At 46.4% G+C, this 15,451-nt stretch carries 13 protein-coding genes; 11 read left to right on the forward strand and 2 right to left on the reverse strand.

Features of this window, described 5'->3' with window-relative positions; translation table 11 throughout:
• Window positions 1-256: 256 nt before the first annotated feature.
• On the reverse strand, window positions 257-1,537 hold the full coding sequence (locus CWI76_RS01250; RefSeq protein ID WP_126758574.1) for a citrate synthase: 1,281 nt from the start codon (window positions 1,535-1,537) through the stop codon (window positions 257-259).
• A gap of 496 nt (window positions 1,538-2,033) precedes the next feature.
• Between CWI76_RS01250 and sdhC the strand changes: the two genes are divergently transcribed.
• The 11 genes from sdhC (at window position 2,034) to CWI76_RS01305 (ending at window position 14,743) form a co-directional block, all read left to right on the forward strand.
• The gene (gene sdhC / locus CWI76_RS01255) at window positions 2,034-2,408 is read left to right on the forward strand and encodes a succinate dehydrogenase, cytochrome b556 subunit (protein ID WP_126758575.1); all 375 of its coding nucleotides are present in this window, start codon (window positions 2,034-2,036) and stop codon (window positions 2,406-2,408) included.
• Window positions 2,402-2,758, forward strand: coding sequence for a succinate dehydrogenase, hydrophobic membrane anchor protein (sdhD, locus tag CWI76_RS01260; protein WP_126758576.1), 357 nt, complete (start codon window positions 2,402-2,404; stop codon window positions 2,756-2,758). Before sdhC ends, sdhD begins: the two co-directional genes overlap by 7 nt.
• On the forward strand, window positions 2,759-4,525 hold the full coding sequence (gene sdhA / locus CWI76_RS01265; protein WP_126758577.1) for a succinate dehydrogenase flavoprotein subunit: 1,767 nt from the start codon (window positions 2,759-2,761) through the stop codon (window positions 4,523-4,525).
• A 15-nt stretch (window positions 4,526-4,540) separates the two neighbouring features.
• The gene (locus tag CWI76_RS01270) at window positions 4,541-5,260 is read left to right on the forward strand and encodes a succinate dehydrogenase iron-sulfur subunit (protein WP_126758578.1); all 720 of its coding nucleotides are present in this window, start codon (window positions 4,541-4,543) and stop codon (window positions 5,258-5,260) included.
• A gap of 101 nt (window positions 5,261-5,361) precedes the next feature.
• A complete protein-coding gene (gene sucA, locus CWI76_RS01275; RefSeq protein ID WP_126758579.1) occupies window positions 5,362-8,169 on the forward strand; it encodes a 2-oxoglutarate dehydrogenase E1 component in 2,808 nt (935 codons plus the stop codon).
• Window positions 8,170-8,182: 13 nt separating this feature from the next.
• A complete protein-coding gene (odhB, locus tag CWI76_RS01280; protein ID WP_126758580.1) occupies window positions 8,183-9,754 on the forward strand; it encodes a 2-oxoglutarate dehydrogenase complex dihydrolipoyllysine-residue succinyltransferase in 1,572 nt (523 codons plus the stop codon).
• A gap of 145 nt (window positions 9,755-9,899) precedes the next feature.
• Window positions 9,900-11,066, forward strand: coding sequence for an ADP-forming succinate--CoA ligase subunit beta (gene sucC / locus CWI76_RS01285; protein WP_126758581.1), 1,167 nt, complete (start codon window positions 9,900-9,902; stop codon window positions 11,064-11,066).
• Window positions 11,066-11,938 (forward strand): succinate--CoA ligase subunit alpha, encoded by an 873-nt coding sequence (gene sucD / locus CWI76_RS01290; RefSeq protein ID WP_126758582.1) that lies wholly within the window; start codon window positions 11,066-11,068, stop codon window positions 11,936-11,938. The genes sucC and sucD overlap by 1 nt, the downstream gene beginning before the upstream one ends.
• A gap of 84 nt (window positions 11,939-12,022) precedes the next feature.
• A complete protein-coding gene (locus CWI76_RS01295) occupies window positions 12,023-12,883 on the forward strand; it encodes a DMT family transporter (protein ID WP_126758583.1) in 861 nt (286 codons plus the stop codon).
• 153 nt (window positions 12,884-13,036) lie between these two features.
• Window positions 13,037-13,321 carry an excalibur calcium-binding domain-containing protein gene (locus CWI76_RS01300; protein ID WP_126758584.1) on the forward strand — a complete coding sequence of 95 codons (285 nt, stop codon included), beginning with the start codon at window positions 13,037-13,039 and terminating at the stop codon, window positions 13,319-13,321.
• A gap of 33 nt (window positions 13,322-13,354) precedes the next feature.
• Complete coding sequence (locus CWI76_RS01305; protein WP_126758585.1) at window positions 13,355-14,743, forward strand: COG3904 family protein; 1,389 nt, start codon at window positions 13,355-13,357, stop codon at window positions 14,741-14,743.
• Window positions 14,744-14,840: 97 nt separating this feature from the next.
• On the opposite strand, the gene CWI76_RS01310 is transcribed toward CWI76_RS01305, so the two are convergent.
• Window positions 14,841-15,401, reverse strand: a complete 561-nt coding sequence (locus CWI76_RS01310) for an FMN-dependent NADH-azoreductase (protein ID WP_126758586.1) — start codon at window positions 15,399-15,401, stop codon at window positions 14,841-14,843.
• Window positions 15,402-15,451: the final 50 nt, after the last annotated feature.

Genomic DNA, 15,451 nt, shown 5'->3' on the forward strand with positions numbered 1-15,451 from the left:
GCGTTCTACGCCGGGGGCCAATCTACAACATTCAAAACTGTCTGTTACGACATGGTACTGATACGTATGCATAGAACGTGCCAATTTTAATGGTGGCGTATTAAAAAGTTAGCTAACCCGTTGTATTAAAGCGCTTCTGGAGGTGTCGTGGTGTTTTAGATGCACGCTGTAGGGAAAAGGTTTATGGGGATTTAGAAATAAAAAAAGCACTCCGAAGAGTGCTTTTCACTAATTAGTGGTGAAATTCACCGAAGCGTTAGCGCTTCAGTGGTTTAAAATCACGCTTTGCTTCACCGGTGTACAACTGACGCGGACGACCGATCTTCTGGTTCTCTTCACCCATCATTTCATGCCAGTGTGAAATCCAACCAACGGTACGTGATAATGCGAAGATAACCGTAAACATGTTGGTAGGAATACCGATAGCTTTCAAGATAATACCTGAATAGAAATCGACGTTCGGATAAAGCTTTTTCTCAACGAAATATGGATCTTCAAGTGCAATACGCTCAAGTTCCATCGCGACGTCTAATAACGGGTCGTTAATGTTCAATTCTTTTAGAACTTCGTGCGCACTTTCACGCATCACGGTTGCACGTGGATCGAAGTTCTTATAAACACGGTGACCAAAGCCCATTAGACGGAACGGATCGTTCTTGTCTTTCGCTTTATCGATGTATTTAGGAATGTTTTCAACGCTACCGATTTCTTTCAGCATACGTAAACATGCTTCGTTGGCACCGCCGTGAGCAGGGCCCCACAACGAGGCAACACCCGCTGCGATACATGCGTATGGGTTAGCGCCAGAAGAGCCAGCCAAACGTACCGTTGAAGTTGAAGCATTCTGCTCGTGGTCTGCATGCAAAGTGAAAATCCGATCCATTGCTTTAGCAACAATAGGACTGATTTTGTAGTCTTCTGCTGGCACTGAGAACATCATGTTTAAGAAGTTCTCTGAGTAGCTCAAATCGTTGCGTGGATAGACGAATGGCTGACCAATGCTGAATTTGTAAGCCATTGCCGCAATCGTTGGCATCTTAGCAATTAAGCGATAAGCGCTACGTAAACGTTGCTTCTCGTCATGGATATCAAGATCGTCATGATAGAACGATGACAATGCACCAGTAACAGCACATAACATGGCCATTGGATGCGCGTCGCGACGGAAACCGTTAAAGAAGTTGTGCAAACCTTGATGCACCATGGTGTGCTTGGTAATGGTTTGCTTGAATTTTGCATACTCTTCTTCGTTCGGTGCTTCACCGTGTAGCAGCATATAACATACTTCGAGATAATCCGCTTGAGTCGCAAGCTGATCAATTGGATATCCGCGATGCAGAAGGATGCCTTTCTCACCATCAATGTAGGTGATTTTAGATTCACATGAGCCAGTTGCTAGGAAACCTGGGTCAAAGGTGAAGAAACCATGCTTGCCTAAAGTACGCACGTCAATTACATCATAGCCGGCTGTACCAGATAGTACTGGCAATTCAATGGATTGGCCGTCAATCTGCAGGGTGGCTTTACGATCAGCCATAAGGAAATCTCCTTGTTTGAGTCTGCTTCATCACTAAAAGGGCGATAGAATTTACTTGATCTTAACTGTGAATGTCAATTTAAACGGCCGTTTAAACCGAATAAATCTGCTGATTCATATCAAGTAAAGGCCAGTAATCTTGAGCAATCTCTCGATTAAAGGTGTTAGTTTAACACGCCATTGTTACGCTACAACGTGACAGTCGGATGACAGCCACGGTAAAAAAATATGAGCGCCAACGTTATACGCTGATCTGGAATTGGGTTGTATGCGACTAAGGTAGAATTGTCATCGAGTGCTGGATTTTATTGGCTTGATCTATTGATAAATAATTTACGTTTTTAAGCGAAAGAAGCCGCTAAGGAATTGTAATTCATAAGCATGGCTTATATACTTTGGCGGCGATCTCACAGGGTCCTCTAAACCATTTCCACGGGACGAGGATGTTTGAAGTTCCGAGCATGTTAACAATGCTTTTCGTAAAGGCACAACAATCGTGAAAAAACAAAGACCTGTAAATTTAGACTTAAACACTATCAGCTTCCCGGCTGCAGCTATTAGCTCCATTCTCCATCGTATCTCTGGCGTGATTATGCTGGTCGGCGTTGGTTTCCTTGTTTGGGCTTTGGCTACCTCTTTGCAATCATCTGAAGGCTTCGAATTGGTGCACGGTTTATTGACCGGTTTTATTGCCAAGTTTATTGCTTGGGGCATCATGACGGCATTGGGCTATCACTTACTTGCTGGCGTTCGCCATATGTTTATGGACATGGGCTATTTTGAAGAACTCGATTCAGGTCGAGTAAGCGCACAGATCGTTTTCGTGTTAGCAATCGTACTTTCAGTACTCGCAGGAGTTTGGTTATGGTAAGAGCAGCTTCAACATTCGGCCGCACCGGTAGCCATGATTTCATCTTGCTCCGTGCGTCAGCTATCATCATGGCGTTGTACACCATCTTTATGGTGAGCTTCCTCGTTTCAGCAGAAGCTATTACGTACGCTACTTGGACCAATTTATTTGCTCACTTGGGAATGAAGATCTTCACCATGTTAGCGTTAACAGCAGTGTTGATTCACGGTTGGATTGGTATCTTCCAAGTGTTGACTGACTACGTTAAAAACACGGGCTTACGAGCTTTTCTTCAATACGCAGTATGTGTCGCATTAATCGTATACTGGTTAGCCGGTTTATTGGTTGTGTGGCCAGTGGAGGGTGTCTAAGTGAGCGTACAAACACTCGAATTTGATGCCGTAGTAATCGGCGCTGGTGGCGCAGGTATGCGCGCTGCCCTACAAATCTCGCAATCAGGCATGACGTGTGCCTTGATGTCAAAAGTATTCCCAACTCGTTCTCATACAGTTTCTGCCCAAGGCGGTATCACCGTAGCGTTAGGTAACGCCCACGATGATAACTGGGAATGGCACATGTTTGATACGGTAAAAGGTTCAGACTACATCGGTGACCAAGATGCCATCGAGTACATGTGTAAGACTGGTCCCGAAGCAATTTTAGAACTTGAGAACATGGGCTTACCATTCTCTCGTTTCGAGAACGGAAAAGTTTATCAGCGTCCATTTGGTGGCCAATCGAAAGCATTCGGTGGCGAGCAAGCGGCACGTACAGCGGCAGCGGCTGACCGTACTGGTCACGCGTTGTTGCACTTGCTGTATCAGCAAAACGTAAAGAACAAAACCACAGTATTTTCTGAGTGGTATGCACTTGATTTAGTAAAAAATGACGAAGGTGCGATTGTTGGTGTCACCACACTGAATATCGAAACCGGCGAAATTTTCTACGTGAAAGCTAAAGCTGTTGTATTAGCAACTGGTGGTGCTGGTCGTATTTATGCATCAACCACCAACGCACACATCAATACCGGTGACGGCGTTGGTATGGCACTACGCGCAGGCGTGCCAGTGCAAGATATGGAAATGTGGCAGTTCCACCCAACCGGTATTGCTGGAGCGGGTACCTTGGTAACTGAAGGTTGCCGTGGTGAAGGTGGTTACCTGTTAAATAAAGATGGTGAGCGCTTCATGGAGCGTTACGCACCAAACGCGAAAGATTTGGCATCACGTGACGTGGTTGCTCGTTCAATGATGACCGAAATTCGCGAAGGTCGCGGCTGCGATGGCCCACTTGGTCCGCATTTGAAACTGAAACTCGATCACCTTGGTCGTGATGTTTTAGAAAGCCGTCTACCTGGTGTCTGTGATTTGGCGAAAACCTTCGCTCACGTTGATCCAGCTGAAGAGCCAATTCCAGTCATTCCAACCTGTCACTACATGATGGGTGGTATTCCGACGGACGTGAATGGTCAAGCGTTACAAATCGATGATAAAGGCAATGCGACGCCAATTCATGGCTTGTTTGCTTGTGGTGAAATTGCTTGTGTATCGGTACACGGTGCAAACCGTCTAGGCGGTAACTCGTTGCTTGATTTGGTGGTATTCGGTCGAGCGACCGGTTTACACCTAGCCGATGCAATGAAATCGCTGGGTGATGCGAAAGAAGCATCACAAGATCAGATCGATGCCGCATTAGCGCGTGTTCGTCGCTGGGAAAACAACAAAGATGGCGAAGACCCAGTACAAATTAAGAAAGATTTGCAGAAGTGCATGCAGCTGAACTTCTCGGTATTCCGTGAAGGTAAAGCGATGGCTGAAGGTTTAGAAGAGCTGAAGAAAATCCGTGAGCGTCTACAGAATGCTCGTTTGGATGACACCAGCAAGGAATTTAACACCCAGCGTATTGAGTGCTTGGAGTTAGATAACTTGATGGAAACAGCTTACTCAACTGCAGTAGCAGCAAACTTCCGAACTGAAAGTCGTGGTGCTCACAGCCGTGCAGACTACCCAGATCGCGATGATGAAAACTGGTTGGTGCACACCGTTTATCGTCCACAAGACGAATCGATTGTGAAGCGCGAAGTGAATATGCAGCCAAAACTGCGTGAAGCATTCCCGCCAAAAGCGCGGACTTACTAAGGTTAGGTGACAACGATGAAGAAGTTGAATATTTCAGTTTATCGTTACAACCCAGACGTTGATAACGCACCGTACATGAAAGACTACACCATTGAGGTGGAGAAGAATCGTGACATGATGGTGCTCGACTTGCTGTTGTTGTTGAAAGAGCAAGATCCAACGTTGGCGTTCCGTCGCTCATGCCGTGAAGGTGTGTGTGGTTCTGACGGTTTGAACATGAACGGCAAAAATGGCTTAGCGTGTATCACGCCATTGTCAGCGCTGAAGGGCGGTGATAAGAAGATTGTGATTCGTCCGTTGCCAGGGTTACCGGTTATCCGTGACTTAATTGTCGACTTGAGTCAGTTCTATACGCAGTACGAGAAAATTAAACCGTATCTTATCAATGATGACAAAACGCCACCGGCGCGTGAGCGTTTGCAATCGGTTGAAGATCGGGCGAAGTTGGACGGTTTGTACGAATGTATCTTATGTGCATGTTGTTCAACCTCATGTCCTTCGTTCTGGTGGAACCCAGATAAGTTTATCGGGCCAGCAGGTTTGTTAAACGCTTATCGTTTCTTAATTGATAGCCGTGATACGGCAACCGAAGAGCGTTTAAACGACCTTGATGATGCATTCAGTGTATTCCGTTGCCACGGAATCATGAACTGCGTCAACGTATGTCCTAAGGGTCTAAACCCAACGAAGGCTATTGGTAACATCAAATCCATGCTATTGAATCGCGCAATTTAATTAAATTGCGCAGATTTGCTATAGTAGTGGCCGAGCTGTATCGAAATAGCCATCCAGCTTGGGTGGCTATTTTTTTATAAAACGAGTGTGAAGGAACAGCGATGCAAGATGGCGTAATGCAAGCCTGGCTAGAATCCTCCCACCTGGCTGGTGGTAACATGGCCTATGTCGAGGAATTGTTCGAGCTATATCTCGACGATCCGACGGCGGTTAGTGATGAGTGGCGCAAATTCTTTGATCAATTACCGCGTGATGGCGCAGGTGTTGATACGAAGCATAGTGCGGTTCGTGAACAATTCCGTTCGCTTGCGAAGAATAAACTCAAGCAAGCCGGTACGGTGACAGCGGGCGCTCCAGATCAAAAGCAAGTGAAGGTACTGCAACTGATCAATGCTTATCGTTTCCGTGGTCATCAGCACGCGAATCTTGACCCGCTCGATTTATGGAAACAAGAGTCTGTTCCAGATTTAGCTTTAGAGCATCACGATTTGTCGAAAGACGATTTCGATAAAGAATTTAATGTGGGTTCGTTGGCTGTTGGTCAAGAGACCATGAAGTTGGGCGAAATCTATGAGGTATTGAACAATATCTACTGCGGGCCGATTGGTGCCGAGTATATGCATATTGTTTCTACCGAAGAGAAACGTTGGATTCAACAGCGTCTTGAAGGCGTTCGTGGTCGTCCAGAATTTACCAAAGAGCACCAACAACGCATTTTAAAAGAACTGGTTGCTGCAGATGGTCTTGAAAAGTACCTCGGCTCAAAGTTCCCAGGCGCTAAGCGATTCTCATTGGAAGGTGGCGATAGCCTGATTCCAATGCTGAAAGCTTTAATTAGCCGCGCCGGTGAGCAAGGCAGTAAAGAAGTCGTGATTGGTATGGCGCACCGTGGGCGTTTGAACGTACTCGTGAACGTGCTCGGTAAAAAGCCACAAGACCTCTTCGACGAGTTTGCTGGCAAGCATACCAATAACAAAGGGTCAGGTGACGTTAAGTACCATTCAGGCTTCTCATCTGACTTTGCGACGCCAGGCGGCGATGTTCACCTTGCGCTAGCTTTTAACCCATCGCATCTAGAAATCGTCAACCCAGTAGTTATGGGCTCTGTACGTGCTCGTATGGACCGCCTAGGTGACAAAACTGGAGCGAAGGTATTACCGATTACCATTCACGGTGACTCGGCAATTGCGGGACAAGGCATTGTTCAAGAAACGTTCAATATGTCGCAAACCCGTGCTTACCAAGTCGGTGGCTCAATTCGCATTGTTGTGAATAACCAAGTTGGTTTCACTACGTCGAAGCGAGAAGATACCCGTTCAACGCAATACTGTACTGATATTGCGAAAATGGTGCAGGCACCGATTTTCCACGTCAATGCTGATGATCCTGAAGCGGTTGTATTCGTGACTCAGCTTGCGCTTGATTTCCGCAACACCTTTAAGCGCGATGTGATGATCGATCTGGTTTGTTATCGCCGTCATGGTCATAACGAAGCTGATGAGCCAAGTGCAACGCAGCCGGTGATGTATACCAAGGTGAAGAAGCATCCGGTTGCTCGCGCAATTTACGCTGAACGCTTGGAGAAGGCCGGGGTGATCGATAGCGAAGCCACCGAAAGCCTAATCAGTGATTATCGCGATGCATTGGATAAAGGCGAAATCGTTGTCGATGAGTGGCGCGAAATGAAGAGTCACTCCTCCGATTGGTCGCCATATATCGGGCAAGAATGGGATGTCGAATACGACGCCAAGATCAGCAAGCAACAAATTGAAAAACTTGGGAAAGCGATGAGCACGGTGCCAAAAGAGCACAAGTTGCATTCACGCGTTCAAAAAGTTTACGAAGAACGAATGAAAATGGCGAAAGGTGATAAACCAGCTGACTGGGGCTTCGCTGAGAATCTCGCTTATGCCACTTTGGTTGATCAAGGTGTTCACATTCGTTTGACCGGCCAAGATAGCGGTCGCGGCACGTTTTTCCATCGTCATGCAGTGCTGCATAATCAGAAAGATGCAAGTACTTACATGCCATTGAATAACATCCGTGATGGCCAAGGCCAGATGGAAATTTATGACTCAGTATTGTCAGAAGCAGCTGTCGTAGCTTTCGAATACGGGTACGCGACCGCAGAACCGAAATCAATGGTGATGTGGGAAGCGCAGTTTGGTGATTTTGCTAACGGTGCGCAGGTAGTCATTGACCAGTTCTTAAGTTCTGGCGAGCAGAAGTGGGGGCGGTTATGCGGCCTTACTCTGTTATTGCCACATGGCTACGAAGGTCAAGGGCCAGAGCACAGTTCTGCGCGCCTTGAGCGGTTCTTGCAGCTGTCAGCTGACCATAACTGGTCAGTGTGTGTTCCAACCACGCCAGCTCAAGTATTTCACATGATTCGTCGTCAGCATTTGCGTCCGGTTCGCCGTCCGTTAATCGTAATGACGCCGAAGTCATTGTTACGTCATCCGTTGGCGGTTTCTGAACTCGATGAGTTAACAACTGGCGTGTTCCAGAATGCGATTGGTGAAATCGATTCTTTGACGCCGAAGAAAGTAAAACGCGTGGTAATCTGTTCGGGTAAAGTCTACTTCGATTTACTCCAAGAGCGCCGCAAGCGTGAGCAGGAGGACGTCGCAATTATTCGTATCGAACAGTTGTATCCGTTCCCTGCTGAAGAAGTCGCTGAAATCATGAAAGATTATCAGCATGTGAAAGATTTTGTTTGGTGTCAGGAAGAGCCGCAAAACCAAGGTGCATGGTATAGCAGTCAGCATCATTTCCGTGCGGCAATTCCGAAGGGCGCAGATTTAACTTACGCGGGACGCGAAGCTTCGGCTGCGCCAGCAGTAGGTTATTTATCTGAGCACAACAAACAGCAACAAAAATTAGTCGATGACGCGCTAACCATTAAATAGGTGACAATTGACCATGGCTATTGATATTAAAGTTCCACAACTCCCTGAATCTGTTGCTGATGCAACAGTGGCTACTTGGCACGTGAAGCCAGGTGACAAAGTATCGCGCGATCAGAATCTGGTCGATATCGAAACCGACAAAGTGGTGTTGGAAGTGGTTGCACCTGCTGATGGCGTAATCGGTGAAATCATTGCTGAAGAAGGCGCTACTGTTGGTGCTGAAGAAGTTATCGGTAAACTCGAAGAAGGCGACGGCGCAGCGGCCGAAAAATCAGATAAAGAATCTGATGATAAGTCGGAAGCAAAAACTGATGACAAGAAAGCCGACAAGAAAGCAGATAAAAAAGCCGACAAATCAGCTGACAAGAAAGCTTCAGGTTCAGGTGAAAAGCTTGAAGTGAAAGTTCCGCAGTTACCGGAATCTGTTGCCGATGCGACAATTGCCACTTGGCATGTAAAAGCGGGCGACGCGGTGACGCGTGACCAGAACTTAGTTGATATTGAAACCGACAAAGTTGTCCTTGAAGTTGTTGCTCCAGCTGACGGCGTGTTGGCGGAAATTAAGCAAGAAGAAGGCGCGACAGTTGGTGCTGATGATGTGATTGGTATCGTCGAAGCCGGTGCTTCAGCAGGTTCAAGCGAGTCAGCAAAAGAAACTTCAAGCGATAGCAAAGAAGAATCTACTGATGAAGGTGACAGCGAAGTAGCAGGTCCAGCGGTACGCCGTATGCTGGCTGAAAATAACTTGAAAGTGTCTGACGTAAAAGGCACTGGTAAAGGCGGTCGTGTCACGAAAGAAGATGTTGAGAAGCATCTGAAAGATGGCGCAGCGAAGAAATCAGAACCAGCGAAGACAGCAAGTGCACCAGCAGCAGCTGCAGGTGACCGCGATCAGAAGCGTGTGCCAATGACGCGCTTGCGTAAAACCATTGCGAAGCGTTTGCTCGAAGCGAAAAACGCGACAGCCATGTTGACCACGTTCAACGAAGTCAACATGAAGCCAATCATGGATTTGCGTTCGAAGTACAAAGACGAATTTGAAAAACGTCACGATACGCGTTTAGGTTTCATGGGCTTCTATGTAAAAGCCGTAACAGAAGCGTTGAAGCGCTTCCCTGAAGTGAACGCGTCAATTGACGGTGACGATATTGTGTATCACAACTACTTTGATATCAGCATCGCGGTATCAACACCACGTGGTTTGGTAACCCCCGTTTTGCGTGACACCGACAAGATGAGCATTGCTGATATCGAGAATGGCATCCGTGACCTTGCAATTAAAGGTCGTGACGGTAAGTTGACCATGGAAGATATGCAAGGTGGTAACTTCACTATCACGAACGGTGGCGTATTCGGATCGCTGTTGTCGACGCCAATTCTGAACCCACCGCAAAGCGCTATCTTGGGTATGCACAAAATTCAAGATCGCCCAATGGCCGTTGACGGTAAAATCGAGATTTTACCAATGATGTACTTAGCGTTGTCGTATGACCACCGCATCATTGACGGTAAAGAATCAGTTGGTTTCTTAGTAACCATCAAAGAGTTGTTAGAAGATCCACAACGTTTGTTGTTGGACCTATAACATAATGCACAGCCGCTGTGTTGCAATTGCGTGTCAATGCGAACAGCGGCTGTATTTTTTCCGTGCGAAACTGTAAAATACGCGCGAATTTTCGGGTAAGCAGCATGACGCTGCTTTTGTTGTTCAAACGAATCGGAAGATCATCATGAACTTGCATGAGTATCAGGCTAAACAACTCTTTAAAGAGTTCGGTTTGCCAGTATCTGAAGGCTATGCAGTAGACACTGCAGACGAAGCCGTTGAAGCTGCCAAAAAAATCGGCGGTGATCGTTGGGTTGTTAAAGCTCAAGTACACGCAGGCGGCCGCGGTAAAGCGGGCGGTGTAAAATTAGTATCTAGTCATGACGAAGTGCGCGCATTTGCGAGCAACTGGTTAGGTAAAAACTTGGTGACTTACCAAACAGACGCAAACGGTCAGCCGGTTGCTAAAATTTTGGTAGAAAGCTTGACTGATATCGCTTCAGAACTGTACTTAGGCGCAGTTGTTGACCGCGCGACACGTAAAATCGTGTTCATGGCGTCAACCGAAGGTGGTGTTGAAATCGAGAAAGTTGCTGAAGAAACACCAGAGAAAATCTTAAAGGCTATCATCGACCCAACCGTTGGTGCACAGCCATACCAAGGTCGTGAGCTTGGTTTCAAACTAGGTTTAAACCCAGAGCAAGTGAAACAATTCACTAAGATCTTCTTGGGCTTAGCGAAAATGTTCGAACAGTATGATTTCGCATTGTTAGAAATCAACCCGCTGGTTATCACTGAGCAGGGCAACCTGCATTGCTTAGACGGTAAAATCAACATCGACAGCAACGCGTTGTATCGTCAGCCTAAAATCCGTGAAATGCACGATCCTTCGCAAGAAGACGAGCGTGAAGCACAAGCAGCTAAGTGGGAACTCAACTACGTAGCGCTTGACGGTAACATTGGCTGTATGGTGAACGGTGCTGGTTTGGCGATGGGTACCATGGACATCGTTAAGCTTGCTGGCGGTCAACCAGCAAACTTCTTGGATGTTGGTGGCGGCGCAACCAAAGAGCGTGTTACTGAAGCATTCAAAATCATCCTGTCTGACAGCGCTGTTAAAGCCGTATTGGTAAACATTTTCGGTGGTATCGTTCGTTGCGACATGATCGCTGAAGGTATCATGGGCGCCGTTGAAGAAGTTGGCGTGAAAGTGCCTGTTGTTGTGCGCCTTGAAGGTAACAACGCAGAATTGGGTCGTCAGAAATTAGCAGAAAGTGGCCTGAACATCATCGCAGCAGAAAGTTTGTCTGACGCTGCTGATAAAGTGGTTGCTGCGGCAGGAGGTCAATAATGTCTATCTTGATCGATAAAAATACCAAAGTTATCTGCCAGGGTTTCACTGGCGGTCAGGGTACTTTTCATTCTGAGCAAGCGATTGCTTACGGTACGCAAATGGTTGGCGGCGTAACCCCAGGTAAAGGCGGTCAAACCCACCTTGGTTTACCAGTATTCAACACCGTACGTGAAGCAGTTGAAGTAACTGGTGCAACTGCATCAGTTATCTATGTACCTGCGCCATTCTGTAAAGACTCAATCATTGAAGCGGCAGACGCTGGTATCGAACTGATTGTATGTATCACTGAAGGTATTCCAACCTTGGATATGCTGTATGTGAAAGAATACTTGACGCACAAAGGCGTGCGTATGATCGGTCCAAACTGCCCAGGTGTTATCACGCCTGACGAATGTAAGATCGGTATCATGCCTGGTCACATTCACAAGGCTGGTAAAGTAGGTATCGTTTCGCGTTCAGGTACGTTGACTTATGAAGCCGTGAAGCAAACGACTGACGAAGGCTTCGGTCAATCAACCTGCGTTGGTATCGGTGGTGACCCAATTCCTGGTTCAAACTTCATCGATATTCTTGAAATGTTCGAGAAAGACCCAGCAACTGAAGCGATCGTGATGATTGGTGAAATTGGTGGTACTGCAGAAGAAGAAGCTGCAGAGTACATCAAGCACAACGTGACTAAGCCAGTTGTTTCTTACATTGCTGGTGTTACTGCTCCTCCAGGTAAGCGTATGGGCCACGCCGGTGCGATTATCTCTGGTGGTAAAGGTACTGCTGACGAGAAGTTTGCTGCTCTTGAAGCGGCCGGCGTTAAAACTGTACGTAGCTTGGCCGATATCGGTAAAGCGTTGCGTGAAAAAACTGGTTGGTAATAGCCTCCAGTTCAGTCATGCTAAAAGCCGCTCAATTGAGCGGCTTTTTTGTATGTATCAGGATAACTTAACGAGCATCTATCAATGAAAACAGCCTTATTTTTTATCATTGCTTTGTTAGCGTTTGCAGGTAACTCAATTATTGCTCGCTATGCATTACTTGATAATTCGATAGATCCTGCATCGTTTATATGGTTCCGCATTGTTAGTGGTGCTGTTGCACTGTGGCTGTTACTCGGCTTTTTGCGCCGGAATTTACGGCGCAACGTGTTGCAAGATGACGCTAATTCAGCGAGGGGCAGTTGGTGGGGAGCCCTAACACTCTCGGTATATGCTATCGCTTTCTCTTATGCCTATGTTGTGCTTGAAACTGGATTTGGCGCCTTGGTGCTATTCGCTGCCGTGCAGTTATCGATGTTTGGAATGAATCTTGTGCAGGGCGCAAGCGTCAAACTACGCGAATGGCTAGGCAGTGCCATAGCGTTGATAGGTTTGGGGTATTTAGTCGCACCCACCTTGCAACTACCAGCGTCGTGGGTTTCTGTGGTGTTGATGATTACCGCTGGAACTGCATGGGGATTCTACTCACTGCATGGCAGAGGAAGTGCGGCGCCATTGAGCGATACCACGTATAACTTCACCCGTGCGATAGCCGTGGTTTCGGTAGTTTTAATCTGGTTTATTCCTGATTTAATGGTTTCAACAAAAGGTATCTTACTGGCAATTCTCTCGGGCGCGGTGACATCGGGTTTAGGTTATGCCGTGTGGTATTTGGTATTACCCCGTATTCAAGTAAGCACAGCAGCGATAGGTCAGCTCAGTGTTCCGTTAATTGCGACCGTTGGGGGAGTGCTCGTTGCTGATGAGAAAATTACGTGGCGACTTTTTATTGCGGCGTGCTTGATTATTGGTGGTATTTTGATCAACGTGGTTCGACGGCGTTGAGACTTTATATCTATTGTTATGATTGAACCGTGAAATATTAAAAAATAACTATTCTTTTTATAAAATTGTAATATTCAAATCTATTGACTACGATTAGTGCATAACAAATGTGGTGTGAGTGTTATTAAGTCTGTTGTTAACAAGGTACTCCCCATGAAAAAAATAATACTAATTGCTGCGCTAATTCTTGCTGTATGGAATTACTTCGAAGAACAAAAACCTACTCCGGAAAACCGTAGTGGGTTGTTGAGCTATTTTGTTCAGTCGGTACAGGGTACGGTTGTGCAAAAGAAGCCAGAGTTCCAGTGTGATGGGCGCTTGTATTGTCCGCAAATGAAATCGCGCGCTGAGGCCGAATTCTTTCTCGAATTCTGCCCTGGTACGTATCTTGATGACAATAACAATGGTATTCCGTGTGAAAACGATCCGCGTTTTTAATCAGATGACTGAAACACAGGAACTCGTTAAGTTATGCTCACCACCCTAAAGAATATCATCGTTTCACATTGGCGCGGCGATTATTCTCTAGGCATCGCCTACTGGGTTATCGGCGTTGGATTAACCGTCGCCGTATCCATTCTTGTTGCACTCACGAATTCATTTATCAGCTCATTTGCGGTGAGTTCCAGTTTATTCGGCAGCATTCTCGTCGTGCTCTGTAGTCTTATAATTCCGTTGACGATTTGGCAACTGGTTGGTATTTGGCGCTCGGCAAAATATCACACGTCGCAAGGTGGTCGACCGCTTTGGGCAAATGTAGTTCGAGTTATGGTGGTACTAGCAGCAATTCGTGCCGTGCTGGATTTTACTGAGATTGGAATACCGCAGTTTCAAGAAGGTGTCGATCTCATGGCAAATGGCGATACCGTGGGTTCGTTCGAACTCCGGGTTCTCAATGAGGGCAAAGAACTTGAGCTGATTGGTTTTATTCCGTTTGGCACAACTAAAAGTATTCGTGAAGTGGTTCGTCAGTACCCGGCAATTGAGGTGATTCATCTTAACTCGAAAGGGGGACGGGTGACTGAGGCGGTACAACTTTACGATTATATTCAGCAGCAACAGTTTGACACCTACGTGGCAAGTGAATGTTCCAGTGCCTGTACGTTGGCGTTTATGGGAGGACGCAATCGATATTTGAGCAAGCGAGGAATTCTCGGTTTTCACAGTGCGTCATTGCCGTCATCAACTGACAATCTTGCTCAACTTAATGATGAATTTAAACGCATATATCGCCGACATGGCGTTTCCGAACAGTTTATTCGTCAAGCGATAGGTATCGACGGCGCTAGTATGTGGTATCCAGGACACCTCGAGTTACTTGCATCTCGAGTCATTGATGAAGTTGTCGCAAGTGATCGTTTTGCCACGAGTAACGCAATACAAGAATTACAGAAAACTTGGCAAGCAGACCATCTACAGCAGGCACCTGATAACGCGTTAGTAAATTATTGGCAAACCGTTGTTGATAATCTTAATTATTTAAATTTCATCGATTCGCAGCAATGCATACAGTATTTGCATCCGGAATGGTTTGGTCAACCTTTAGCGTTAGAAAAGGTACTACCGACAAACTTATACGGCATGCATCGTCAGGCTATAGAACGAGTCATTGAAGAGACGGATCTGCAACCTGATTATCAAGTGAAATTGGGAAGTATCAGGGTATTGGCGCAAAATATGTTAGACACTATTGCACGTGATTATCCGAATTATCCTGATGTTATCGCAGAACCTGAGCGATACCGTGATCAACCTAAACTACTGTGCTCAGCTTTAATTACTCTTTACGAAACGGCATTAAGACAAGAAACTATTTCACAACAGGCCGCATTGTTGCGTTATTTAGCTCACACCGATTAGATAGATTGTATAAATCACCAAAAAAAAAGCGCACCAAGGGTGGTGCGCTAATCACGACCAATCGGGGGAGGCCGTAGAACCGTCACTCAATTTCTGATTACAACTCAGCGACTGCTTCTTCCGCTGCGGCTAACGCTTGTTGGCGTGGCTCGTCACCGAGGTTGACGCCTTCTGCACGTACCACATGAACATCAGTAATGCCGATAAAGGCTAAGGCATTGCGTAGATAGCTCTCTTGGTGGTCGAGCGCTGCTGCATCGCCCTGGCTGTAAATACCACCACGACCCGAGGCAATGTATGCAGTTTTTCCTTGCAACAATCCCTGCGGACCTTGCTCGGTATATTTGAACGTCACACCAGCCTTCAATATGCGATCAAGCCAAGCTTTGAGTTGGGTTGGAATAGTGAAGTTGTACATTGGCGCACCAATAACTAAAACATCAGCCGCCTGAACCTCCGCAATCAACTCATCGCTCAGTGGGCTTTCGCTGGCTAATAATGCTTCGGCATCGAGATGAGGTACCGAATTTACCACTAAATCACGATACGTTACGTCAGCTTGTTGCTGTGTGGTTAAGTGGGTAACGATGTCGCGGCTAATTTTGCGACTGACTGACTGTTCAATAAAGATACCTGAGTCAATATGTAAAATTTTCATAGAAACCTCTCAAATTCATGTGCGCTGTGGTTTTTTATTCAATGACGTAA

Origin of the sequence: Pseudidiomarina marina (assembly GCF_003987045.1) — a bacterium.
Classification (GTDB): domain Bacteria; phylum Pseudomonadota; class Gammaproteobacteria; order Enterobacterales; family Alteromonadaceae; genus Pseudidiomarina; species Pseudidiomarina marina.